Raw genomic sequence first — 23,207 nt, 5'->3', positions numbered from 1 at the left:
CTATATGATTACCCGTGCCAGACTCCCGGAGTCTGCTTCTGTGTTTAACACGCAGCAATTTACTAAGCAGAACTAATATGGACGACTTAACCCTGCGTTATTACGACGCTGAAATGCGCTACCTGCTTGAAGCCGGCGAAGAGTTTGCCCGTGCTCACCCGGAGCAGGCGGCAATGCTCAATCTCGATAAAGCGGGCGCGCGCGACCCGTACGTGGAACGCCTGTTCGAAGGCTTTGCCTTTCTGATGGGGAGGCTTCGCGAAAAGCTTGACGACGATTTGCCGGAGCTGACCGAAGGGCTGGTCAGCCTGCTGTGGCCGCATTATCTGCGCACCATTCCTTCCATGTCCGTGGTCGAATTCACGCCGGACTGGCGTGAAATGAAAGAGCAGATGCGGATCGCCAAAGGTTTCGAGGTGTTGTCGCGGCCGATCGGCGAAAAAGGGACGCGCTGCCGTTACACCACCACCCAAGAGATCAACCTTCAGCCACTGTCGCTGGAGCAGGCCAGGCAGACCACCGATGCGGATGGTCGCTCGGTTGTCACGCTGCGTTTCAATTGCAGTAATCTGGCAGACTGGAGCCGTATCGATCTCAGCAGTATTTCATTTTACTTCAACGCCGATGCGCCGCTGGCCTGCGCCATGCACGCTGCCTTTACCCTGAATGTGGCCCGGATGTGGCTGCGGATGCCGGGCGATATAGACAGAAGACCGTTTGACGGGCATTTCACCGCGCAGGGCTTTGGCGATGACGATACCTTGTGGCCAAAAGGCAGCAGCAGTTTCAGCGGCTACCAACTGCTGCTGGAATACTTCACCTTCCGCGAGAAATTCATGTTCACCGGCCTGCGTGGGCTGGAGACCGTCGCCTTTCCGGCTGCGCTCCCCTGGTTTGAAATCGATATGGTGCTGGCTGAACGTTGGGAACATGACTTCAGCTTTACGGAAAAGCATCTGCGCCTTAACTGCGTGCCGGTGATCAACCTGTTCCCGCTAGAGTCTGATCCGCTGGCGCTGAACTCCCTGCAAACAGAATACATGCTGCGCCCGATGCGCGTGCAGGACGGCCACACCGAGATTTACGCCGTGGATTCGGTGACGTCATCCAGTCAGCATACCTATGTGCCGTTCTCCAGCTTTCGCCACAAAGGCGGAATGATGCGCCACCAAGCGCCGGAATATTACTACCATACCCGCGTGCGCCGGGGCCCGTCGGGGCTGCATAACACCTGGCTGATCCTCGGTGGCGAAGCCTTTGACAATCACACGGTGCCGGAAGATGAAAGCCTGTCGCTGACGCTCACCGGCACCAATGGCCAACTGCCACGACGTGCGCTGCAAAGTACCGTGCTTGATACGGTGATGAAAACCACCTCGACCAGCATCGCCGTGCGCAACCTGTGCGCCCCGACGCTGCCCTGTTACCCGCCGGCGCAGGACCGGTTTCACTGGCGCGTGCTGAGCCATCTCGGCAGCGGGTTCCTCTCGATGATGGATAATGCCGACGTGCTGCGTGGCACGCTGGCGCTGTATGAGTGGACCGACAGCGAGATGAACCGCCGTCGCCTGGAAGCCATCATCGACGTGAAACACAGCGAAACCGAGCGCTTTGAGCAGGGCTATCCGGTGCGCGGCGTGCAGATTGAAGTGACGCTGGACAGTCATGGCTTTGCCGGTCGCGGGGATATCTGCCTGTTCGGCGAGATGCTGAGCCGCTTCTTCGCCCTCTATACCGATATTTACCTGTTTAACCGCCTGATTATCATTCTGCAACCGACCGGAGAGCGCCTGGTATGGGAAGAGAAGCACAACCGCCGCATTCCCGGCTGACCCCACGGCTGGAAGCCGACCTTCACAGCATTAACTTTTACCGTTTATGCCAACTGCTGGAGAAGCGTAATCCGGGCAGGCCGCTGATGGGCTCGACCAGCCACCCCGCTGATGACCCGGTGCGGTTTGCGCCGCATCCGGGGATGGGATTTCCGGTCAGTGAACTGAAAGCCGTCGAATACGATGAAGAGGATGACAGTACACCGCCGGTTATCCGCACCACCTTTATGGGGATGTACGGTGTCGACTCACCGTTGCCGACGGCCTATCTCGATGACATCACCCAGCGCCGGGAAGGGCACGAAGCGCTGCAGGGCTTTCTGGACATTTTCAGCCATCGCATCCTGACGCAGTTTTATCGCATCTGGCGAAAGTATTCTTACCCGGCCACGTTCGAGGCCGGCGGGACCGACAGCATTTCGCAATCGCTGTTGGGTCTGGTGGGGCTGGGTATACCGGGTACCGCAGAGCATATCGCCACCCCTGTATCACGATTTCTGGCGCTGCTGGGCGTGCTGCGTCAGCCTGGCAAAACCCAGGAAGGGATGCAGGCGCTGGTGAGCCTGCTGGCACCGGACACGGTGGTGCAGGTCAGTCCGTACTGTTTGCGGCCGGTAGCCGTCAGTCAGCCGCTGGGATTTTACGGTGATGAGGATTTTCTGCTGGATGGCAACACGCCGCTTGGTGACGAGGCGATGGATGCCAACAGCCAGTTGCTGATTGCGCTGTCAACGGATAACGAGCAGGAAGCGCAGGGCTGGAAGCCGGATGGTCTGCTGTATCAGGATTTTCTGGTGATGCTGCGGGTCTATCTGGGCTGGCGGTTTAAGGCAAAAATCCAGCTCAGGGTCAGTACCCGCTTGCTGACCGTCCCACCGCTGGGCGATGGTCCTTTCTGGCTGGGGATGAATGGTGTACTGGGCGCGGAAGGGGACGTGCTCCCGGACGATATCCCGCAGACCTTTACGACGGAACTGGGCTATTACCGCGGCATGAAGCCCGCCATACCACAACAAGGAAACCGACGTGTTACGTACAAGTTTGACTAAAACCGCACGCTGGCAGCTCGCGCTGCTGGCGTTCAGTCTGACCGGCTGCGGGGTGACGCAGAGCGTCACGGACGGCACAAAATCGGCCTTCACCGCCGTTTTTTACAAGAAGATTAAAGTCCTGCATCTGGATTTTACCGCGCGCGAGGCGCTGAATACCGATGCCCGAGAGAGCAATTCGCTGTCTGAGCCGGTTGTGGTGCGCGTTTACCAGTTGAAAGACCGCAAAACCTTCGACAAGACGGTGTATCAGCAACTGCTGAAAGACGGCGACACCCTCCTGAAAGCCGATTTGCTGGCCACCCGCGATGTGGTGGTTAAACCGGGTGGCGATGCCAGCCTCAATATGCCCATGGAAGCCGATGCGCAGTTTGTTGCGGTCGCGGGGCTATTCCGACATCCGGATCTGGTCAGTAACACCTGGCGGCGGGTAATTGAGCGTGAAGAGCTGGACCCGGATAAGCCGCGCATCCTGGAAGCCGGGAACAACCATCTGACATTGCTGCCCGCTAAGGACGATTAATGCCTCAGGGACATCATCCCCCGTCGTTGTATGAAATGCTGGTCGGCAATTTCACCGGCGGCCTCGACCTGCATCAGGTTAGCGAAGAAAACCAGGTCATTCTGTCGGTGCTGGACAATATGCAGCGGATCCTCAACTGTCGCGCCGGGACGCTGGCCCATTTACCCGATTACGGCTTGCCTGATATGGCGAAAATCCTGCAGGGGATGCCGGGGACTGCCCATCAGCTGATGGGCACGCTGTCATCCGTTTTGCTGAAATACGAGCCACGCCTGAACAACGTTGACGTGGTGATACTGGAGCAGGCTCAGCCCGGTGAGCTGCGTTACGCCATCGATGCAGAGCTGAAAGGTGTCGGTCTGGTGCGCTACGGGACCGAGTTTATGCCTGAGGGGCGGGTGTTGTTACGCCACTTGAAACAACAGCACTATCTTGATAATTCACCGTAAACTTAAGAAAACAGGAGAGGTCAGCGCCTTTTAACTTATAGGGATATTCCAAATGAAACTGCAAATCGGCATTAAGCTGCCGCTACTGCTCTGCATCATGATCACCATGCCTGTCATGGCACACCCCGGACGAACCAACGCAGATGGCTGCCATACCAACCGTAAAACCGGTGAGTATCATTGCCACGGCAGCAAAAGCCGGCGCGTTGATTATTATGGTCAGGATACGCAATCGGATAATAAAACGACGGCAGCCCCGGCCAAAAAAACAAAGCCGCATTCGACGAAAAAACAGAGTGGGGTAAATAAAACTAAAACGGGATCGACCAAGAGAGATAAAGGCATTGGCGACTCCAGGCCAGATCCCGTCGCGCCACCACCCGATGTTCATGCGCAATGTATCAACAGCAAAAATTTCAATGCCTATTGGGAAGCTGTTACCAGGCGCTGCCTGGACAGAAGTACGGGAAGGGAACTGATTACCCCCTGAGAGAGGGCAACACGATAGTGGAAGGCAATTATCTTGCCTTTCTCATTTTGAATGAGCGGCACAATATTGACTGAAATTTATACAGCGATAATAAAGGAGTAAAGCGTGGCGAGGAAGAATAAAGGCGATAATGCGGCGGGAGTCATATTTGTCATTCTCGGTGTAATTGGTTGGGGAATTTACGTTGCAGTGAGGGCGTTGATTAATGTTAATGAGCGCTTTATTGATTTCGTCTCAGACCCGGTTGGTATTATCGGCGTATTTTTTGGTTTGCTGGTTATGGTTGCCTTGCTAATCAGACTTTATATCTACCGTGGTTTCAAGCAAAAAAATGCGGCGTTGGAACAGGAAAAATCTGACCTTGAGCAGAAGGAAAAGGCCTTTGACGACAGGGTGAGTGTTGCCGTATTGCGTGGTATCGACCAGGAAAAGAAACGGCTGGCCTCCCGTTGGGAGGACAATCATGCAGCCAAAGATAAAGCGACACGTGCACTGCAACGTATTGTGGACTCAGGCTATAAGTTTAAGGTGAAGACCCTGCTCGCCGGCACCACGGTGAATAACTGGCAAAGCAAATACGACCAGCTTAGGAAGGAAAGGGATGCCTATACTGCCATCAGCGAGAAGATAGCCTTTCTTGAACTTGACGATAATGCCGACTGGGACGGGGTAAAACAACAGTTCCTGGATAAGGTCGCATTGCTGGAAAAAGCGCAGGAAGAGAAGGAATATCAGGCTGAAATCAAACGCCAGATGCGTGAAGAAAAGCAGCGCCAGGATGAACTGGACAGGCAGCAGCTGCAGGCCGAAGAGGAAGAAAATCGCCTGGCTGAACAACAGAGAGTGCTTGAAGAAGCGCTGTTGGCAGCCGAAGGTGCCTATAAGGAAGAGCTTGAGAAGCAGAGGCAGGAGCTGGAGCAGAAAATCCAGGCGGTGCATCAGCAATATGAGCGTGCAAAATCCATGGCTCAGCTCACAAAGCAGGGGCATGTCTATATTATTTCGAACATTGGCTCTTTCGGTGAGGATGTCTACAAAATCGGTATGACCCGACGGCTGGAACCAATGGAGCGGGTTAAAGAACTCAGTGGTGCGTCCGTGCCCTTCGATTTTGATGTCCATGCCATGATTTCCTGCGACGATGCCCCCGCACTGGAGAAAACGCTGCACGACCATCTGGAAAGTTACCGCATTAACAGGATTAATTTACGCAAAGAATTTTTCCGGGTAGATCTCAGTAAAATAATTAACGAGGTTGAACGTCACCATGGCCAGGTTGACTATATTGCCGATCCGGCTGCATTACAGTACCTGCAAAGCCAGGAATATGCGGAAAGCGAAGCGGCATAAATAATAACCTTCAGGCTCTGCACGCAAGTCAAATGGATATCTGGTCATGAATGACATTCCCCCCCGTAAAATTAAAACCGGCAGCGACCCGCGCATGCTGCCGGATTATGCCGCCCTGCGCGATGAGCTGAGCAAGCTGTCACATCCGGCGCGTCCGGATGTGAACTGGCGTTATGCCGAAAAACTCTGTCTTTCGCTGTTTGAACAAAACGGCGTGGAATTGCAGACGGCAGCCTGGTATACGCTGGCTCGTACGCAACTGGCCGGGTTGTTCGGTCTGAATGAAGGGCTGGCGATACTGGAAGCCCTGATCAGCCATCAGTGGGGCGTACTCTGGCCGCAGCCGGTACACGCCCGCATGGAAATCCTCAGCGGTCTGAGCCAGCGTATACAACAGCTGATGCGCACGCTCCCCCTGAATTACAGTGACCTCAGCCAGCTTTATCGTGCGGAACAGCAGCTTGCCAGCCTGGGGGCGGTATTACAGCGGCTGGAGCTCAAACATCTGAGCCAGTTCGATACCTTGCGTACTCTGCTGCATAACAGTGCTGTTCGGCTGGAAAACAGTGACGGCGCATCCGGTTCCGGCGTTGTTATTCAGCCCGGTATCGTGCTGCCCGCTGCGACAATGAATGATTCGGGACTATCATCTGAAGCCCGCTCTGGTATTCCGGTTGCAGAGAAAGACGCACCGGCCAGTCCAGTGAAGTGGGTGTATGTAACGCAACCAGAACACCAGGCGAATGTGGCAGTACCGGCAGCGGCGCCAGCTCCGGCAAAAAAGTGGCATTTCTTCGCCGCCGGGATGTGTTCCATGCTGGTGATAAGCTTGGCAACGGTGTGGGGCTGGCATGTTTTGCATCGACCTGACCCGTTACAGACTCAGTTCGCTGCATCCCTGGCACCGTTGCCCGCAATACTCACGCCTGCGCAGTTGGATATGTTGCGTCAGCAATCTCCGTTACCGCAAACTGTCATCGCACAAACACAGCAGCAGCTTGCCCGACTGGATAAGCTCCCTCCTGGCTGGAATATTGCCTACAGTCGGCAGCTTCTGGAACAGGCTCAGTCGCTGTGGCCGGAACAGACTAAGCCTCTGGTACAACAGTGGCAACGGCAGTTGAACGCTGCCAGCATACCGACAGAAAACCTGAATGGCTGGCATCAGGGGATGACGAAGCTACAGCAACTGAGTGACCGGCTGAGCGGGCTGGATGAGCAGAAGGGTAAATACATGACGGTCAGTGAGCTGAAATCAGTGGTATTTTCAACCATGCAGTCATTTAATCAATCCATACCGGCTGAAGAGCAACTGCGAGCATTGTCGGAAAACCCTGCCGGAGAACCTTTACCTGTTGCTGGCAGGGCTCAACTGGAAATGCATCTGAAACAACTGACTGCCCGTTATGCTGAAATAAAACTGAAAGCATCAAAATAAAAAAGGTGCTAAAAGTTGTAATTGATTCAGTTGGTTGCAGTTATTGCCGTGTCGGATGGACTGTCGGGGATGTCATCTTTCTGGAACATAACTACTCTGCCATGCCTATCGCTGAGATTTCTGTTCGGTTGAGTCAAACGCTAGGTTCGGCGGGAGTGATGGCTGACAAGCTCGGGGGTCGCAAAAAGAAAAGTGCACCCTGGGGGGATGTTGAAATGGATAGTATTCATGACCACTATTCCCTGGGGGCAAAGTGGTCGTATCTGGGGCTTGTTCTACGCATACCTGTCTTACGCTGCCGTGAGGGATAGGTTTATCGTCCGGTTTGATATTTTTTGCTTTGGTGTCGGTGATTACAGCCATGGGTTTTCCTCGCAATCCAGTATGCCATTTGTTTTGGCTATCAGTGGATTTGATGGAACAGCTTTAAATGAGCGTTTAAAGTAAATTAATGATATTAAAGGGTTAATTTTTTTGGATTGAATTAGGTATGAGATAAGAGATCTGCTCCTCCGCCATACATTCTGACCCCGTGCTCTCCGATCGCGGGGTTTTTTGTATCCGGCATACTGAAATGCTCATAGCTTCTATTTTATTTCTTTCCTTTTCTTCTCCCGCTACTGACCCCCTTTGTAAACTGTTATATCGTTTTTTCCCCAATCTGTTCGATGCCGTCTCCGGCAGATGCGCCGCCAACGCTTGATCAGGGTAGTGCAAAGGTTAAAATAGAGCGATGCGATTACGCTTAGCTCTTTCATGGAGATAGAGATGAACTGGTATCAAGTGGCGTTATGGACCATGATTTTTCTGAAGTCCGGGGCGTTCCTGGTGTTCGTTTGGTGGTGGATGTTCAAGCGTGCAACCAAGCCTTATGTCCGTCCGGAAAATGTCGTTATTGACGAAACGCCAGAAGATGAAAATCTGACCATGGAAGACGTCATGAAGAAACACGGGATTACGCGCGTGGAAAACCAAACTCAATAACTTTATCTCGGTGTCGATAGCGCCGGCTCGCTGCTTGTGATGACCCCGCGCTCTTTCGAGCACGGGGTTTTTGGTTTTAGCTCTTGCAACCCATCAGCTCCGGCAGCACCCCCGGCTTACTCTTCAGCGAAGCCTGCACATCCTCCGGCAGACCTGCCCAGATAATCAGCCCTGTACGCTTCTCGATCTCGCTGACCGTTACGCGATACTGGCAAAAATCGGCACTTTTCGGGGTGTTTTGATCAAACAGAAACGCGGCATAGTGGTTCACTTCCGGGCTGTTGTTGATAAAAATTACCTTCCAATAGGCGCTGGGGATAGTGTGCGCTTTTTGGGTGCCCGGCAGTTTGCCCATATCACGTTCATACAGTGGGCCGGTGACGGTATATACCGAGCTGATATCCGCGCGGTCAATCAGCTTGCGTTCCTGATCTTCCAGCCGCGCCCAGGATCCCTGGTTCAGATCGGCTTTCTGCGGCGTGATGTTGGAAAGGTAGTTCAGTGACTCCCAGTCAGACACCCCCGCCAGCGAGGCCAAGGGTGCCTGATGCCCACGGTCAACTTGCAGCGCCGCATTGGCGCCGGTGTAATCCGCCGGTACCAACGTATCCGCCGGGTTCAGTGCCGGGTCGGTTTTCCAGTTGCGATCTTTGCCGCTGGCCGGCGTGTCTTTGGTGATGTGGTAAGCCACCCAGTTGGCGAACTTGGTGCTGCTGTTATTGTTCAGCGTATAAGCGTGGCGAACGATAGATACGTTGCTGCTGCCGCCAGTCGGGCAACCCACCGCGCAGTTGTCGATGGATTCGAGCGTTTCGGCCGAAACCTGAGCGGCAAACAGCAGGGCGGCCAGGGCCAACATCTTGTTATAGCGCATATTCATGTCCTCAATAAGTTAAATTATACTGTATTTATTTACAGTGCTTTTAACTTATATCAGTGAAATGAATACAACAATGCAACACATTCAGGTTATGAATGTGCTACAGGTGATACACAACGTTGTGTCGAATTGGAGGAGAAAATCGAGAGCGGCGATCGCCACAGGCGGTAACCCTTTGATACCGCCGGTAAATGAAGAATTGCTTTTATTCCAACAGGTTATTTACGGTACGGCGCACGTATTGCGTCATCTGAGCCAGGTCTTCAGGCGACACCGGCCCTCCGCCGGCACGCACTGCCTGCTGTTCTATCTGGGCGATCTCTTGCTCGACCTTATTGGCAATTTGCACCTTGACGATTTTATCCACTGACGAGAGCAGGACTTTCAACACCACTTTCAGCGCTACGTTCTCGCAGAACGAGTCGTAGTGATGGACTGCCGGCGGCGCAGCGGGGGGCTCGGGTGCACGCGGGGCCATAGCCTTGAAACTGTCTACATTTTCAATAATAAGATCCATGTCTCTTATTAGTTCATCAAAATCTTTAGACACTGACTTATTTCCCTTCGCTATGCGCAAAAACAGAACGCCCGCCATCAGGGCCAATGCCGGTGATTGACGGGCAGAACGAATTTCGACCGTGACGTTCAGGTAGTGAATGGCAGGCTGAGCGGCATTTTAACCTTGCCGCGGGTTGGCAACAAGATGGGGCCGAACGAATCCGCGGCCCCGTAGGGGAGTAACTGAAGGTTATTGCTTAACTTTTCAGCTTGGCGGTAATTTTCGCCACGTGTTCTCCCTGATAACGGGCAATGGTCAGCTCTTCCTGGCTGGGCTGACGCGAGCCGTCGGCACCGGCGATAGTGGTCGCGCCATAGGGCGTACCGCCGCGGGTGTGGGAGACGTCAAACAGTTCAGGGGTGGCATAACCGATCGGCACGATAATAAAACCGTGGTGCGCCAACGTGGTCCAGGTGGAGGTGATGGTATGCTCCTGGCCGCCGCCGGTACCGGTGGACGAAAATACGCTGCCCACCTTGCCATACAGCGCGCCGGAAGCCCACAGCCCCCCGGTTTGATCGAGGAAGGTGCGCATCTGCCCGGCCATGTTGCCAAAGCGGGTAGGGGTACCGAAGATAATGCCATCGTAATCGGCCAGCTCCTGCGGGCTGGCGACCGGCGCTGGTTGATGGCTCTTGCCGCCGGCTTTGGCGAAGGCGTCCGGCGGCATGGTTTCCGGCACCCGCTTCACGGTGACTTCAACGCCGCTGACCCTGCGCGCGCCTTCTGCTACCGCTTCTGCCAGCGTTTCGATATGCCCGTACATTGAGTAATAAAGGACCAAAATTTTTGCCATGTTGCGTTCCCCGCTCGGTGATTGAAAGAGATGCCCCCATAAGCATAGAAGTGAATACTGAACTTATCCTTGGACCTTACTTAATGCCGGCGACCGCCAGCAGCGTACCGAAGGCGATCAGCAGGCCGCCAAAGGCTCTGTCGATGCCTTTGCGCAGGCGCAGCAGGCGCGCATTGACGCCCGGCGCGGAAAACAGCAGCGCTACAGCGGCAAACCAGAGAATATGGGCAACCGCAATGAACAGCCCATAGCCGATCTGCACGCTGAGCGGCGTCTGCGGATTGACCACCTGCATGAACAGGCTGACGATAAAAATAGTGGTTTTGGGGTTCAGGATATTGGTCAAAAAACCGATCTTCAGCGCGGCGAAGTCACTGGTGGCGGTTGGGTTTGTGCGGGAAGAGGCTGCAGCCGTGCCGGCGTGGCGCAGCAGGCTGACACCCAGATAAATCAAATAGGCGGCACCAATCGCCTTCAGCAGAGTAAACAGCCACAGCGACTGCTGGATCAATACGCCGACACCGACCAGGGTATAACTCACGTGGATCACTACACCAGCGCCGATACCGCAGGCAGTCAGTACCCCGGCGCGACGGGAAAGCAGCAGGCTGTTGCGCGACACCATGGCAAAATCCGGCCCTGGGCTGATAACCGCGAGTAAAGTGATGGTGACGACGGCGAGGAGTTCAGTCATAGTTATCCTGTAAAAAAATCAGAAGAGAGTGGCTGATTTATAAGAGGAATAGCCGACGGTGACAAACGATGAAAACTGACAATATCAGTGAGAAAAATTCACATAAAATGCATCGGCCGCTGTCACTGGGCGGGCTGCGCTGCTTCGAGGCCGCAGCGCGGCTGGAAAGCTTTACGCAGGCGGCGAATAGCCTGAGCCTGACGCATGGGGCCGTCAGCCGTGCGGTCAGAGCGCTGGAAGATGAGTTGGGTGTTGCGTTGTTCGAGCGCCGCCACCGACGGGTGTATTTAACGGCGGCCGGTCGCACGCTGTTTCAGGCGTCTCAGCAGGCATTCGGCATTCTGGATCATACTGCGCAAAGTTTGCGGCAGCAGGCGCAGGACGCGCCGCTGGTGTTGTCGTGCGAGCCAACGCTATTGATGCGCTGGTTGATACCACGCCTGCCGGCGTTTCAGCAGGCGCACCCGGAAATCAACCTGCAACTGGTGGCCGGTGGCGGGCCATTTTCGTTTCATGACGGTATCACCGCCGCTATCCGGCGCAACGATTTTGACTGGGGGGATAAGCTGCACAGCCTGGCGTTGTTCAGCGAGCGGGTCGGTCCGGTGTGCAAACCTGAAACGCTGCAGCGCTGGGTAACCCCTGGCGACGGCCCGCCGCAGTTGAGTCACGATGCGGTGTTGCTGCATTCCGCCACCCGTCCCGACGCCTGGCGGCAATGGGCACAGAGGCAAGGCGTGGCGCTGACTGGCCGGCCGGAGCAGCGTTTTGATCATTTCTACTTCAGCCTGCAGGCGGCGGTGGCAGGAATGGGGATTGCCATCGGCCCGTGGCAGCAGGTACGCGATGATGTGGCAGCCGGTCTGCTGAGTGCGCCCTTTGGTTTTACGCCGGATGGCAGCGGTTACTGCTTGTTGTCGCCACAGGAAATCAGGCCGGGCAGCGCGCTCGCCCGGCTGGCGGACTGGCTGAAATTCAGTGCAGATGCCTGAGCTTTTGCACCAGACGCTGCCGTTGCCGATGGCTGAAAACGTCAGGCAGAGCAGGGTCGCACGACAGGTGGATGACACCCGCGGTCGACGAGGGCTAAACTACACTTGCAGTGTGTCCGGCCCATTAACGGAGGAAACAATGACATCATATCGTGGCATCAAACGGGTATTACTGAGCGACGGCGCCATCAAGCATGTGGTCGTGGAGGACGACGTGGGCGATGAACGCACTTTCGCCGCCAGAGACTACATTTCCGAGGGGATCCAGCCGCCGTTGGAAGAGCTGCCGGAAGTGGCGGCGCTGGATGATTAAAAGGTGACGTTGCGGATAAAACGCAGCGGCCGATCGGTACGGTTGACGTAGGCATAGTGCTGATCGCTGTTGAACACCTGGGTTTCACCGGCATCCAGCGTCAGGGTCTGTTGCTCCAGCACCAGCGTCAGGCTGCCGGTGATCACATAGATAATCTCATTCCATCCTGCGGCATCCGGCAGCGAGTCGTAGCGTTCGCCCGGCATCAGCGCCCATTCCCACAGCTCCACCCGCCGACGAGCGGGCACGCTGGCGACGAACACCGCCTGGCTTGCCGGCTCGCGCCCCTGCCAAGCCAGTTCACCCACCAGATGATTGCCGCGCGCTTCCGGTGCCTGGATCAGATCGGTGAAGGCGATATCCAGCGCCTCGGCAAGTTTGTCCAACACCGCCAGGCTGACGTTGCGGTCCCCGGCTTCAATCCCGGCCAGCATGCGGCGGCTGACGCCGGATTTTTCCGCCAGCGCCATCTGGCTTAGCCCGGCTTGCTGGCGGTATCCACGCAGGTTGCTGCTCAGATATTGCAGCACTTTGAGTGCGTCATGTTTTTCATTGTGCACTATATTGCTCATCTGCAGGCATTCCCTCATACTGGTGCGATCTGTGCATTATATTGCACCCGGCATGAAGGGCAAGTCAGTGTCTGCAGTAAAAAAATCTTTTGTTTCCGCACTTTTTTCCAAAATTAAACCTCAGGAAGCGGTGCTGATTTTCATCACCATGATCTGGGGCGGCACCTTTCTGGCGGTGCATCACGCCATGCAGGTCAGCGGGCCGTTCTTTTTCGTCGGGCTGCGTTTTGCCGCCGCTACGTTGGTGCTGACGCTGTTCTCCCTGCGCACCCTGTGCGGGTTAACCTGGTATGAACTGAAAGCGGGCGTGTTTATCGGCATTGCCATCATGTTTGGCTACGGCCTGCAAACTGTTGGATTGCAAACGATCAGCAGCAGCCAGTCGGCATTTATCACCGCCATGTATGTGCCGATGGTGCCGCTATTACAGTGGCTGGTGCTGGGGCGTTTTCCCAGCCTGATGTCATGGGTAGGCGTTTTGCTGGCGTTTACCGGTCTGATGTTGTTGGCCGCGCCGAGCAGTGCGGATATGACGCTCAGCATTGGCGAGATACTGACATTGATCGGCACGTTGGGCATGGCGGCCGAGATCATTTTGATTGGCGCCTATGCCGGTAAGGTGAATATCAAACGGGTGACGGTGGTGCAACTGGCCACGGCATCGCTTGCCTCGTTCCTGATGATGGTCCCGACCGGCGAGGCGGTGCCGCCGTACACCAGTTATCTGTTGTACAGCGCGATAGGGTTGGGCATTGCCAGCGCCATGATTCAATTGACGATGAACTGGGCGCAGCGCAGCATGTCACCGACCCGCGCTACGGTCATTTATGCCGGTGAACCGGTTTGGGCGGGGATCGTCGGGCGTATCGCCGGGGAACGTTTGCCGGGTGTCGCCCTGTTGGGCTGCGGGCTGATTGTACTGGGCGTGCTGGTCAGCGAACTGCGCATTCGCCGCAAAGGCAAGGCAGCGGCGCTGGTCGAATAAGGCCCGGCAGGCCGGGCCCTCGGTGTCAGCGTGCGGCATTGTCCGCCAGCGGCAGGATTTTACGGTTGCGCAGCAGCGCATTCAGAATAATGGCGCCGAAGGTGGCGGTGCCTATACCCCCCATGGTGAAGTTGCCGATGGTCAGCGCAAAATCGCCGGCACCCAACACCAGTGTGACGGCCACCATAATCAGGTTGCCGTTATCGCCCAAATCGACCTTGTTTTGCACCCAGATACGCGCGCCGGCGACGGCAATCAAACCGAACACCACCACCGAGGCACCGCCCAGCACCGGGCCTGGAATGGTGTGGATCAGCGCACCGAACTTCGGTGAAAAGCCCAGAACAATCGCCACCGCCGCTGCGGCGACAAACACCAGGGTGGAGTAAATTTTGGTTACCGCCATCACGCCGATATTTTCGGCATAGGTCGTGACCCCGGTGCCGCCAACCGAGCCAGACAGCAGGGTCGCCAGCCCGTCGCCGACAAAGGCGCGGCCGATATAGGGATCGAGGTTCTGGCCGGTCATCCCTGCCACCGCCTTCACATGCCCGAGATTTTCTGCAACCAGAATGATCGCCACCGGGGCAATCAGCAGCATGGCGTGCAGGTTAAACGTCGGTGCGGTGAACTGCGGCAGGCCAAACCAGGCGGCCTGGCTCAGCGCGCTGTAATCTACCGGCTTGCCGAGCCCAAAACCGTTGGTCACGACCACATAAATCAGATAGGCGGCGATCAGCCCAATCAGGATCAGCAGCCGTTGCATCAACCCGCGGGTGAATACCGCCACCGAACCGATACACAAAATGGTGACCACCGCCATCCAGCTGTCAAAATTGGAAGCCGAGACGCTGCGTACGGCGATAGGTGCCAGGTTCAGGCCGATCGCCATCACCACCGCACCGGTCACCACCGGCGGCATCAGGCGTTCGATCCAGCGGGTGCCGACGCTCATCACCACAAACCCGATCAGCAGATACACCAGCCCGCAGGCGATGATGCCCCCCAGCGCCAGCGCAATGTTCGGGTTCGCGCCCTGGCCGCTGTAACCGGTGAGGGTGATCACCAGCCCGACAAACGCCGCGCTGGAACCGAGGTAACTCGGCACCCGGCCGCCGACCACCAGGAAGAACAGCAGCGTGCCGATGCCGGACATCAATATGGCCAGATTGGCGTCAAAGCCCATCAGCAGCGGCATCAGTACCGTGGCGCCAAACATCGCCACCGCATGTTGCAGGCCCATAACCAGCGTTGGTACCAGCGGCAACCTTTCATCGGGTGCGACCACAGTACCGTCCAGACTGCCTTGCTTCATGCGCCATTGGGGAAACCAGGTATTCGCCATCGTCATCTCCAAAACAGGGGTACAGGTTAGGGCGCAGGTGAGTGCGCGTTACGGCATTATCGGCAAATCATTGTTTCAATAGCGGGTGATAGCGGCGATCGAAATAAGCCAGCCCGTGGCTTTCGTCATTACGCGCCAGCGCCACCGCCTGACAGAACAGAATGTCATGGGTACCGACGCTGAGAATTTGGCTGATCCGGCAATCGAAGGAGACCACTGCGCCGTGCAGAATGGGGGAGCCGGTTGCCAGCGTGGACCAACGTGCGGCGGAAAATCGCATGTCCATCGGCGTTTTACCGCCAAACAGATTCGACAGCGACTCGTGTTCCGCCGCCAGCGTATTGACGCACAACGTCTGGTTTTGCTTGAACACCGCATGCACCGATGCGGAGCGGTTCAGGCACACCAGCAGCGTCGGAGGCGTATCGGTAACGCTGCATACCGCAGACGCGGTAAACCCGGCGCGGCCTGCCGGGCCGTCGGTGGTGATGATATTCACCGCCGCGCCCAGGCGCGCCATGGCATCGCGAAAGTCCTGTTTTTCTACGCTCGGCGGTACAAGCGTCGCACTGGCAAGAAGGGTTTGCATACTTTTTCTCCTGTGGCTAGCCCATAGCGAAGGGCCTGGCGATTGAACTCAGTGTTTCAGTCCTGTGGGCGCAAGCTGGGTATCCGCAGGGCTGCAAACAGACGACTGGCCGTGAGTTTTCAGCAACCAACCGAGCAGAATGCGGTTAAAGTTTTCAGTATCCGTCACGCTCATGGCATGGCCGCCGTACGCCATCTGCGCCAGCTCGCCGAAAGGCAGGCTCTCAGCCAGCTGATGCGAACAGTGGTAAGGCACCAGCAAATCGTCGCGGGAGCACAGCGCCAGCGTCGGCGTGGCGATGTCCGCCAGGTGCGGACGGAAATCGGTATTCATCAGCGCATTCAGGCGGCGCAACAGATTTTCTGTCCCCTGGAAATGCGCCACCTGATGCGCCAGCTCCTCGTCCAGCAGCGCTTCGTGCCGCGACAGCCAGTCGGCGGGGAACAGGAACAGCGGCTGGGCACGCACGTAGGCTTCCACACCGCTGTTGAGCAGCAGGTCCTGGCGCACTTTGAAGCAGCGCCGGGTCTGGCTGTCCAGCGTCGGCCAACCGTTGACCACCACCAGCTTTTCGACCAGTTGCGGGTGGTTGAGCGCCAGTTGCAAGCCAATCATGCCGCCAAGCGCGTGGCCGACGAAATAACAACGTTCAACGCCAATCGAGCGCAGTAGCTGCGCCACTTCATCCGCCATATCGGCCATGCTGTAGCCGGCCGGTACCTCGCCCTTGCTGCGGGCGGTGCCCTGATGATCGTAAACCACCACCCTGAAATGTTCGCTCAGCGCGTCAATCTGCGGTTGCCAGAAACTGCCTGCGCCGCCCAGACCGGCAGAGAGCACTACGGTGGGGGCGAGCGGGGTGTCTTTTCCCAAAATCTCAAAGTACATTCTCGATCCTCTGCGGATAAGGATTCAGCGGCCGATATGGGCCACGGTGGCGATCTCAATCAGTGCGTCCGGTTTCACCAGCCCGCACTGAATGCAGTAGCGCGCCGGTTTGTCGCCAGGAAAATACTCCGCATAGACCTGATTGATGGCGGCATAGTTTTGCCAGTCGGTGAGGAAGATCGAGTTAAAGGTCACGTCATCCATGCTGCCGCCGGCGGTTTCGATCACGCTTTTAATGGTTTCCAGTACGTGGCGGGTTTGTGCCGCCGCATCGCCGACGTGCACCACGTTATTGTCTTTATCGAACGCCAGCGTGCCCGAGACGTAAACCACGCCATCGGCCAGCGTGCCGGGGACGAAGGGCGCGAGCGGTTTGCCGGTGCCCGGCGGCGTAATGATGCTTTTTGGCATTGTCTTGCTCCTGATGAATGATTAACGGGTAAAGCAGGCAAAACTCATGCCGTTTGGCTGAGCGGGGCAATGAGCGCGTCGCAGAAACTGTCGACGTCCGACACCCAACCAAAGAAGGTTTCGATGTTGTACAGCGCCGCCTGCTGGGCAAACTGCGGCCCGGCCTGGTGAGTGGCATCCGCGAGCACCACGCCGAAATATTCGAGGAAGAAGCCGTCGCGCAGCGTGGATTCCACGCAGACGTTGGTGGCGATGCCGGTAAACACCAAATGGTGAATGCCGTAAGAGCGCAACAGGCTGTCGAGTTGGGTATTGAAGAAGCCGCTGTAGCGCGGTTTCGGGATCACGATATCGCCCGGCTGCGGCTGCAGTTCATCCACCAGATCGTAGTCCCAGTCGCCTTTGGCCAGCAGCTTGCCCATCAACTCCGGGCGCTTGCGCATGGTTTTCAGCGCGTTGGATTTATGCCAGTTGGGCGAACCCTGGCCGCCGGCTTCGACATACTGATTGTCCCAGCCGTTCTGGAAAAAGATCACCCGGATACCGGCTGCGCGTGCGGCGCTGATGGCGCGTTTGATATTGGCGATCACCGGCGCGGTGGCCGAGACGTCAAAACCGGCGAGATCGAGATAACCGCCCTGCGAGGCGTAGGCATTTTGCATATCGACCACGATCAGCGCGGTTTCCTGCGGCGCAAAGGCGATGGCTTCCGGGCGAGCGGGTAAGGTGACGGTGGCGCCGGTTTCCGGCGACTGGCGGCGTACCACTGGCTGGTTTTCAACAATTTTCATCAGGCCACCTCACGGCTTTCAGCGGTTGTCGGGCAAACGTCGGCGCGGCTTTTCATCAGCGGCTGGATGCGCTCGCCGAAGTCTTCCACCCCTTTCACGAAGTCATCGAAGGTCAGCAGCACGCCTTCGGTGCCGGGCACGGTAGCGATCTCATCCATCATGCGCGCCACGTTGGCGTAGGAACCGACCAGCGTGCCCATATTGATGTTGACCGCCGAGGTCGGGTCCGCCATCTGGCGCACGTTGGTGTCGGCGCCGGATTTGGTGTCTTTGCCGCTTTGCTCGGTCAGCCAGGCCAGCGCTTCGGTGTCGGCACCGGCTTTATAGCTTTCCCATTTGGCGCGTGCGGCCTCGTCGGTTTCATCGGCAATGATCATGAACAGCACATAACAGGCGACGCTGCGGCCTTCGGCGTCGGCGGCGGTTTTCAGCCGTGCGGCGGTCGGCGCGAAGGCGGTCGGGGTGTTGACGCCCTTGCCGAAGCAGAAGTTGTAATCGGCATATTTGGCCGAGAAGGCCATGCCGGCATCACTCTGCCCGGCGCAGATGACCTTGATGTCCGCCTGCGGCTGCGGGCTGACACGGCAGTCGTCCATCTGGAAGAATTCGCCTTTGAAATCGGATTTGCCTGTCCCCCACAGATCGCGCAGCACCTTCACGTATTCCGCCAGATAGTCGTAACGGCGGCCAAAGTAATCGTCGCCTGGCCACATGCCCATCTGTTCGTATTCCGGTTTTTGCCAGCCGGTCACCACGTTCAGGCCAAAACGCCCATGGGAAATAGAGTCGATGGTGGAAGCCATCCGCGCGACGATCGCCGGCGGCATGGTCAGGGTGGCGGCGGTGGCGTAGATCTTGATGCGCGAGGTGACTGCGGCCAACCCGGCCATCAGGGTGAAGGACTCCAGGTTGTGATCCCAAAATTCGGTTTTGCCGCCGAAGCCGCGCAGTTTGATCATCGACAGGGCGAAATCGAAATTGTAATGCTCGGCCTTCTGCACGATGGTTTTGTTGAGTTCAAACGTCGGTTTGTATTGCGGAGCATTGCTGGAAATGAGCCAGCCGTTGTTGCCGATCGGGATAAATACGCCAATTTTCATTTGAACACCTCGGGTCTGCGAATGGGACGGTTCACGCGCTGCTTGAATGCTTCCTGCGGGTTCCAAATTGCGCGGCGCTTGTCATGGATATAGCAAACGCAGTGCCAGTTTTTAAAATGGCCTATTTATCAATTAATTGAGTTTTATGTGTGACTGGGTTGTTGAGCGAATGGTCCAAAATGGACCGTTTGGTAAAAAATATGTGCACAAAAATCAGGCGCAGTTGCCCGTAAAAGGTGCAAAAAATCCCCCGAAAGGAGTAGGTAAATGCGTGGGTTTCACGCAGTGGCTTTGTTATGCTGATGACCGAATCAGGTGGCGCCAAGGAGCTGCAGTGAAGCAACAACCCGTTAAACCGCCTACGCGCCGTTCGCGTGCGGTGGCCGCAAAACGCAGCACCATCATGGATGCGGCACTGGAGTTTTTCTCGCTGTACGGTATTCACGGCACCAGTCTGGATCAGGTGGCGGAACGCGCCGACGTGTCCAAAACCAATCTGCTTTATTACTTCCCTTCGAAAGAAGAGCTGTACGTTGCGGTGCTGAAAGGCATCCTCGACGTGTGGCTGGCGCCGCTGAAAGCGCTGCGCGCCGATCAGGAACCCTTACAGGCCATTCGCGAATATATCCGCCTTAAATTGGATGTGTCCCGCCATCACCCGCAGGCCTCGCGGCTGTTTTGTCTGGAGATGATCCAGGGCGCGCCGTTGCTGAAGCTGGAGTTGCAGGGCGGGCTGAAGGCGCTGGTGGACGAGAAATCCGCGATGATTGAGCGCTGGATCGCCGAAGGCCATATCGCGGCGGTAGAGCCACATCACCTGATTTTTATGCTGTGGGCCACCACCCAGCACTATGCCGATTTTTGGGTGCAGGTAGAGGCGGTGACCGGCAAAACGCTGGACGATGAGGCGTTCTTTCAGCAGACGGTGGAGAACGTACAGCGGGTAATTATCGACGGGATACGCCCGCGTTAATCGTCTAAAGAGGGGGAATGCAGGGGGATAAGCGATTATCCCCCTGTTGTTTTTAGGCGGTTTTTTTCTTGCGCAGGAACACGTAAGACAAACCGAGCACCACAAACCACAGCGGCGTGACGATCAGCGCCTGGCGGGTGTCATCGCGCAGCGACAGCAGCACCAGCACAAACACGAAGAACGCCATGCACACCCAGCACATCAGCTTGCCGGCCGGCATCTTGTAGATCGATTTCTGGTGCAGCGCCGGGCGCTGTTTACGGTAAACCAGGTAAGAACACAGGATAATGGTCCAGACAAACATAAACAGAATGGCAGAGACGGTGGTCACCAGCGTAAACACCGTCATTACGTTCGGGATCAGGTAAATCAGCACCACACCGCCCAGCAGACAGATGCAGGAGAAGGTCAGGCCGTTAGCCGGCACCGCCCGCTTGGACAGATTGGCGAACGACTTCGGCGCATCGCCTTCCTGCGCCAGGCCGAACAGCATGCGGCTGGTGGAAAACACCCCGCTGTTGGCGGAAGAGGCGGCGGAGGTCAGCACCACAAAGTTGATCACGCTGGCCGCAGCCGGCAGGCCGATCAGCACGAACAGCTCGACGAACGGGCTTTTATCGGCAACCACAGAACTCCACGGCGTGACCGACATAATCACGATCAGCGCAAACACGTAGAACATGATGATGCGGATCGGAATGGAGTTGATGGCGCGCGGCAGTACTTTCTCCGGATCTTTGGTTTCAGCCGCGGTGGTGCCCACCAGTTCGATGCCGACAAAGGCGAACACCGCGATCTGGAAGCCGGCGAAGAAGCCGCTGATGCCTTTCGGGAACATGCCGCCGTCATTCCACAGGTGTGAGAACGACGCGACGGTGCCGGTAGGGGACTGGAACTGCATGGCGATCATCACCAGCCCGGCGACGATCAACCCGACAATGGCGACGATTTTTATCATCGCAAACCAGAACTCCATCTCGCCAAACATCTTCACCGTCGCCAGGTTCAGGCCCAGCAGCAGCAACACGCACAGCAAAGAGGCAATCCACTGCGACAGCCCGGGGAACCAGAACTGGGCGTAGGCGGTGATCGCCACCACGTCGGCGATGCCGGTGACGACCCAGCAGAACCAGTAGGTCCAGCCGGTAAAGAAACCGGCCCAGGGGCCGAGCAGATCGGCGGCGAAATCGCTGAAGGATTTATATTCCAGGTTGGAGAGCAGCAGCTCGCCCATGGCGCGCATCACGAAAAACAGCATAAAGCCGATGATCATGTACACGAAGATGATGGAAGGCCCGGCCAGACTGATGGTTTTGCCGGACCCCATAAACAGACCTGTACCGATAGCGCCGCCGATGGCGATCAGTTGAATATGTCGGTTAGTAAGGTTTCGCCGTAGATGATCTTCTGACGCGGGCGTCGCGTCTGTGGCTATTTTAGAGTGATCTACCATCTGATGATGTCCTGTTTTACCTGTCATGGGTGAAATAGTGAGCTCTGAAGTGGCTCTTTTTTATACGATTATCCGGTTGGTCCGGCTTTAGTAAGGTAGTGCAATAACGCCACCTTTGTGCAACATGTTTACAACATTTATGCGAGGGATAAAAGTCGATTATTCTTTACACGAGGAGGCAAATCGGACGTCTTGGGGGCGGAAGATTACTCCTCGTGGTAGCAGATTAATAGCCCTAATCAGCCTTATCTTGTTGATAAAACAGAGGGTTGAAAATATCGCATGAGAAAAAGTAATGAGTGTAAGCGTTTGACATGGATGGCGAAGAGACGAATTGTTTTAACCCGTTGGCGCGTTAGTTCGGTGGGTAGCGCGGTTGACTCTTCATCAATGGGGCACAGGTTCGTACCCTGTACGACCCATCAATAAATCATGCGGTTATATCGATTTCTTGTCGCTTTCCTATCCCCTGTTGCGTCGTATTTGGGGGCTTCGTACGAAAAATTGCGTCGATTTGCTGCCTATGAACAAAAAAGGTGATCTGGCGCAACCAAGGCATGTTGATAATCTTTTTAATCGACATCCAGCACCAATTTTCTGCATGACAAAAATGAAAGAAGGCTGCGCAAGATCGCTTGAAAAGACGATGTTCAGGTTGCAGGTATCATACCTCCTACGGACATCAACGCCACCGCCCAAATCCCGGCGGAAAGCGCGCTGGCGCAGTAGACCTGTTTACGCGGCAGCGAAATCATGCCGGCGACCAAAGGCACGGTGTAGCGCATCACGGCCAAAAAACGTGAGACGAACAACAGTGCCAGGCCTTTTTGCTGCAAGGCTGACGTAGCCTTGTGCAACGCGCTGTGATATCTGGCCGGCAACCACTTCCCAGGGGCGCGCCCCTGGAGCAACGCGCCGCAATGGAAAGATAAAACGGAACCGAGCATCGCACCCAGAGTAATCGCCGCCCAGACATGAGTGTCGGCCAGTATCGGTTTGCCGACGACAATGCCCAGCATCAGCGTAAGCGATGCGGGCGGCAGTAGCGACGAAATGAAAATAACCGACTTGCCGAACGAAAACAGAAAGATGAGCAACAGCAGAAAACCGGGTTCCGGGCTGTATTTGGCGATAATATGGGGCAATTCCGCCATAAAAAATCCTCAAAAAATGTGTCTGTGCACCAGTGTCCCCTTTCACGCTTCAATAAAGGTTAAATAGTGGGAAAAGAACGACGTTTTACCCGATAACTTGCGCTATCACAGGGTTCTGATGAGGTGCCGAGCGGGAGCATCGGGAAAAGGATAAGAATTCGCGGTAGAGTGGGCCCACATGATAGATACGCTGAAAGGAAAAATGCGCCATGCTGAAGGTGATTGCCGAGGATTTTATCAAGATCGATTGTGTTGAAACGGTGATGCCGCTGTATCGGGAACTGGTGGAGAAAACCCGGCAGGAGCCGCTTTGCCTCTCTTACGACCTGTTCATCGATCACCAGGATCCCGGGCATTTTATTTTTGTCGAGCAGTGGCCCGATCGGGCTGCATTGGACGTACATTGCCAAACCGAACATTTCACGCGGCTGGTACCCTTGATTAATCAACACCAAAGCAAGCCCTGTACCTTTCTGTTTATGAAACCTTTTTCTTCCATGAAGGATTAAAAGGGAAAAAAATCCCCGCAGAGCGGGGTCAATGGCTTCTCAAACAAGGTCTTGTCGTGCTTAAACGTTAGACTGCGAATGATTACCA

General features: G+C 56.1%; 27 protein-coding genes. 14 read left to right on the top strand and 13 right to left on the bottom strand.

The features are described from left to right. Positions 1-77 precede the first annotated feature (77 nt). From tssF to V2S86_RS10675, 9 genes are all read left to right on the top strand, one after another. Entirely contained in the window at positions 78-1,832 is a 1,755-nt protein-coding gene (tssF, locus tag V2S86_RS10715; RefSeq protein ID WP_330762388.1) for a type VI secretion system baseplate subunit TssF, read from the top strand. After that, on the top strand, positions 1,796-2,881 hold the full coding sequence (gene tssG / locus V2S86_RS10710; protein ID WP_330762387.1) for a type VI secretion system baseplate subunit TssG: 1,086 nt from the start codon (positions 1,796-1,798) through the stop codon (positions 2,879-2,881). Before tssF ends, tssG begins: the two co-directional genes overlap by 37 nt. Next, positions 2,859-3,404 carry a type VI secretion system lipoprotein TssJ gene (tssJ, locus tag V2S86_RS10705; protein WP_330762386.1) on the top strand — a complete coding sequence of 182 codons (546 nt, stop codon included), beginning with the start codon at positions 2,859-2,861 and terminating at the stop codon, positions 3,402-3,404. Before tssG ends, tssJ begins: the two co-directional genes overlap by 23 nt. Further along, the gene (gene tssE / locus V2S86_RS10700) at positions 3,404-3,853 is read left to right on the top strand and encodes a type VI secretion system baseplate subunit TssE (RefSeq protein WP_330762385.1); all 450 of its coding nucleotides are present in this window, start codon (positions 3,404-3,406) and stop codon (positions 3,851-3,853) included. Before tssJ ends, tssE begins: the two co-directional genes overlap by 1 nt. 52 nt (positions 3,854-3,905) lie before the next feature. Continuing rightward, positions 3,906-4,343, top strand: a complete 438-nt coding sequence (locus tag V2S86_RS10695; protein WP_330762384.1) for a DUF1283 domain-containing protein — start codon at positions 3,906-3,908, stop codon at positions 4,341-4,343. Positions 4,344-4,448: 105 nt separating this feature from the next. Further along, positions 4,449-5,693, top strand: a complete 1,245-nt coding sequence (locus V2S86_RS10690; RefSeq protein ID WP_330762383.1) for a GIY-YIG nuclease family protein — start codon at positions 4,449-4,451, stop codon at positions 5,691-5,693. A 46-nt stretch (positions 5,694-5,739) separates the two neighbouring features. Then, the gene (locus V2S86_RS10685) at positions 5,740-7,131 is read left to right on the top strand and encodes a VasL domain-containing protein (RefSeq protein WP_330762382.1); all 1,392 of its coding nucleotides are present in this window, start codon (positions 5,740-5,742) and stop codon (positions 7,129-7,131) included. 228 nt (positions 7,132-7,359) lie between these two features. After that, on the top strand, positions 7,360-7,578 hold the full coding sequence (locus V2S86_RS10680) for a hypothetical protein (protein WP_330762381.1): 219 nt from the start codon (positions 7,360-7,362) through the stop codon (positions 7,576-7,578). Between the two features lie 321 nt (positions 7,579-7,899). Further along, complete coding sequence (locus V2S86_RS10675) at positions 7,900-8,115, top strand: hypothetical protein (RefSeq protein ID WP_004942827.1); 216 nt, start codon at positions 7,900-7,902, stop codon at positions 8,113-8,115. Positions 8,116-8,191: 76 nt separating this feature from the next. On the opposite strand, the gene V2S86_RS10670 is transcribed toward V2S86_RS10675, so the two are convergent. The 4 genes from V2S86_RS10670 to V2S86_RS10655 form a co-directional block, all read right to left on the bottom strand. After that, positions 8,192-8,989, bottom strand: a complete 798-nt coding sequence (locus V2S86_RS10670) for a DNA/RNA non-specific endonuclease (protein ID WP_330762380.1) — start codon at positions 8,987-8,989, stop codon at positions 8,192-8,194. Positions 8,990-9,200: 211 nt separating this feature from the next. Beyond that, positions 9,201-9,512, bottom strand: coding sequence for a hypothetical protein (locus V2S86_RS10665; RefSeq protein ID WP_212559292.1), 312 nt, complete (start codon positions 9,510-9,512; stop codon positions 9,201-9,203). A 238-nt stretch (positions 9,513-9,750) separates the two neighbouring features. Beyond that, entirely contained in the window at positions 9,751-10,350 is a 600-nt protein-coding gene (gene wrbA, locus V2S86_RS10660) for an NAD(P)H:quinone oxidoreductase (RefSeq protein WP_330762379.1), read from the bottom strand. Positions 10,351-10,426: 76 nt separating this feature from the next. After that, the gene (locus V2S86_RS10655) at positions 10,427-11,044 is read right to left on the bottom strand and encodes a LysE family transporter (RefSeq protein ID WP_330762378.1); all 618 of its coding nucleotides are present in this window, start codon (positions 11,042-11,044) and stop codon (positions 10,427-10,429) included. Positions 11,045-11,112: 68 nt separating this feature from the next. Between V2S86_RS10655 and V2S86_RS10650 the strand changes: the two genes are divergently transcribed. Both V2S86_RS10650 and V2S86_RS10645 read left to right on the top strand, forming a co-directional pair. Next, a complete protein-coding gene (locus tag V2S86_RS10650; protein WP_330762377.1) occupies positions 11,113-12,036 on the top strand; it encodes a LysR family transcriptional regulator in 924 nt (307 codons plus the stop codon). 139 nt (positions 12,037-12,175) lie between these two features. Beyond that, complete coding sequence (locus V2S86_RS10645) at positions 12,176-12,349, top strand: hypothetical protein (protein ID WP_006321685.1); 174 nt, start codon at positions 12,176-12,178, stop codon at positions 12,347-12,349. Here the strand turns inward: V2S86_RS10645 and V2S86_RS10640 are convergent. Continuing rightward, positions 12,346-12,921: a helix-turn-helix domain-containing protein gene (locus tag V2S86_RS10640; RefSeq protein WP_330762376.1), complete on the bottom strand. Its 576-nt coding sequence runs from the start codon at positions 12,919-12,921 to the stop codon at positions 12,346-12,348. The genes V2S86_RS10645 and V2S86_RS10640 overlap by 4 nt on opposite strands. A gap of 67 nt (positions 12,922-12,988) precedes the next feature. Here V2S86_RS10640 and V2S86_RS10635 point away from each other — a divergent pair, with 67 nt between their 5' ends. Continuing rightward, complete coding sequence (locus V2S86_RS10635) at positions 12,989-13,906, top strand: DMT family transporter (protein ID WP_330762375.1); 918 nt, start codon at positions 12,989-12,991, stop codon at positions 13,904-13,906. 25 nt (positions 13,907-13,931) lie between these two features. Here V2S86_RS10635 and rutG read toward each other — a convergent pair whose 3' ends face one another. From rutG to rutA, 6 genes are all read right to left on the bottom strand, one after another. Next, complete coding sequence (rutG, locus tag V2S86_RS10630) at positions 13,932-15,251, bottom strand: pyrimidine utilization transport protein G (RefSeq protein WP_330762374.1); 1,320 nt, start codon at positions 15,249-15,251, stop codon at positions 13,932-13,934. Positions 15,252-15,318: 67 nt separating this feature from the next. Then, on the bottom strand, positions 15,319-15,840 hold the full coding sequence (rutF, locus tag V2S86_RS10625) for an NADH-dependent FMN reductase RutF (protein WP_330762373.1): 522 nt from the start codon (positions 15,838-15,840) through the stop codon (positions 15,319-15,321). Positions 15,841-15,888: 48 nt separating this feature from the next. Continuing rightward, positions 15,889-16,728 (bottom strand): pyrimidine utilization protein D, encoded by an 840-nt coding sequence (rutD, locus tag V2S86_RS10620; RefSeq protein ID WP_330762372.1) that lies wholly within the window; start codon positions 16,726-16,728, stop codon positions 15,889-15,891. 24 nt (positions 16,729-16,752) lie between these two features. Beyond that, entirely contained in the window at positions 16,753-17,139 is a 387-nt protein-coding gene (rutC, locus tag V2S86_RS10615; RefSeq protein ID WP_330762371.1) for a pyrimidine utilization protein C, read from the bottom strand. A 44-nt stretch (positions 17,140-17,183) separates the two neighbouring features. After that, positions 17,184-17,930, bottom strand: a complete 747-nt coding sequence (gene rutB / locus V2S86_RS10610) for a pyrimidine utilization protein B (RefSeq protein WP_004942869.1) — start codon at positions 17,928-17,930, stop codon at positions 17,184-17,186. Next, a complete protein-coding gene (gene rutA / locus V2S86_RS10605; RefSeq protein WP_330762370.1) occupies positions 17,930-19,030 on the bottom strand; it encodes a pyrimidine utilization protein A in 1,101 nt (366 codons plus the stop codon). The genes rutB and rutA overlap by 1 nt, the downstream gene beginning before the upstream one ends. 334 nt (positions 19,031-19,364) lie before the next feature. Between rutA and rutR the strand changes: the two genes are divergently transcribed. Beyond that, complete coding sequence (gene rutR / locus V2S86_RS10600; protein WP_013812371.1) at positions 19,365-20,003, top strand: HTH-type transcriptional regulator RutR; 639 nt, start codon at positions 19,365-19,367, stop codon at positions 20,001-20,003. Between the two features lie 52 nt (positions 20,004-20,055). Here the strand turns inward: rutR and cycA are convergent, their stop codons facing one another. Both cycA and V2S86_RS10590 read right to left on the bottom strand, forming a co-directional pair. Beyond that, positions 20,056-21,456: a D-serine/D-alanine/glycine transporter gene (gene cycA, locus V2S86_RS10595; protein WP_330762369.1), complete on the bottom strand. Its 1,401-nt coding sequence runs from the start codon at positions 21,454-21,456 to the stop codon at positions 20,056-20,058. A 650-nt stretch (positions 21,457-22,106) separates the two neighbouring features. Next, positions 22,107-22,610 carry a DedA family protein gene (locus V2S86_RS10590; RefSeq protein ID WP_330762368.1) on the bottom strand — a complete coding sequence of 168 codons (504 nt, stop codon included), beginning with the start codon at positions 22,608-22,610 and terminating at the stop codon, positions 22,107-22,109. A 209-nt stretch (positions 22,611-22,819) separates the two neighbouring features. Here V2S86_RS10590 and V2S86_RS10585 point away from each other — a divergent pair, with 209 nt between their 5' ends. Then, the gene (locus V2S86_RS10585) at positions 22,820-23,119 is read left to right on the top strand and encodes a putative quinol monooxygenase (RefSeq protein ID WP_330762367.1); all 300 of its coding nucleotides are present in this window, start codon (positions 22,820-22,822) and stop codon (positions 23,117-23,119) included. Positions 23,120-23,207 lie beyond the last annotated feature (88 nt).

Source organism: Serratia sp. C2(1) (assembly GCF_036352655.1).
Lineage (GTDB): Bacteria > Pseudomonadota > Gammaproteobacteria > Enterobacterales > Enterobacteriaceae > Serratia > Serratia inhibens.
The sequence above is the reverse complement of the archived record's forward strand: the minus strand, read 5'-3'. Positions and strand labels throughout refer to the sequence as shown.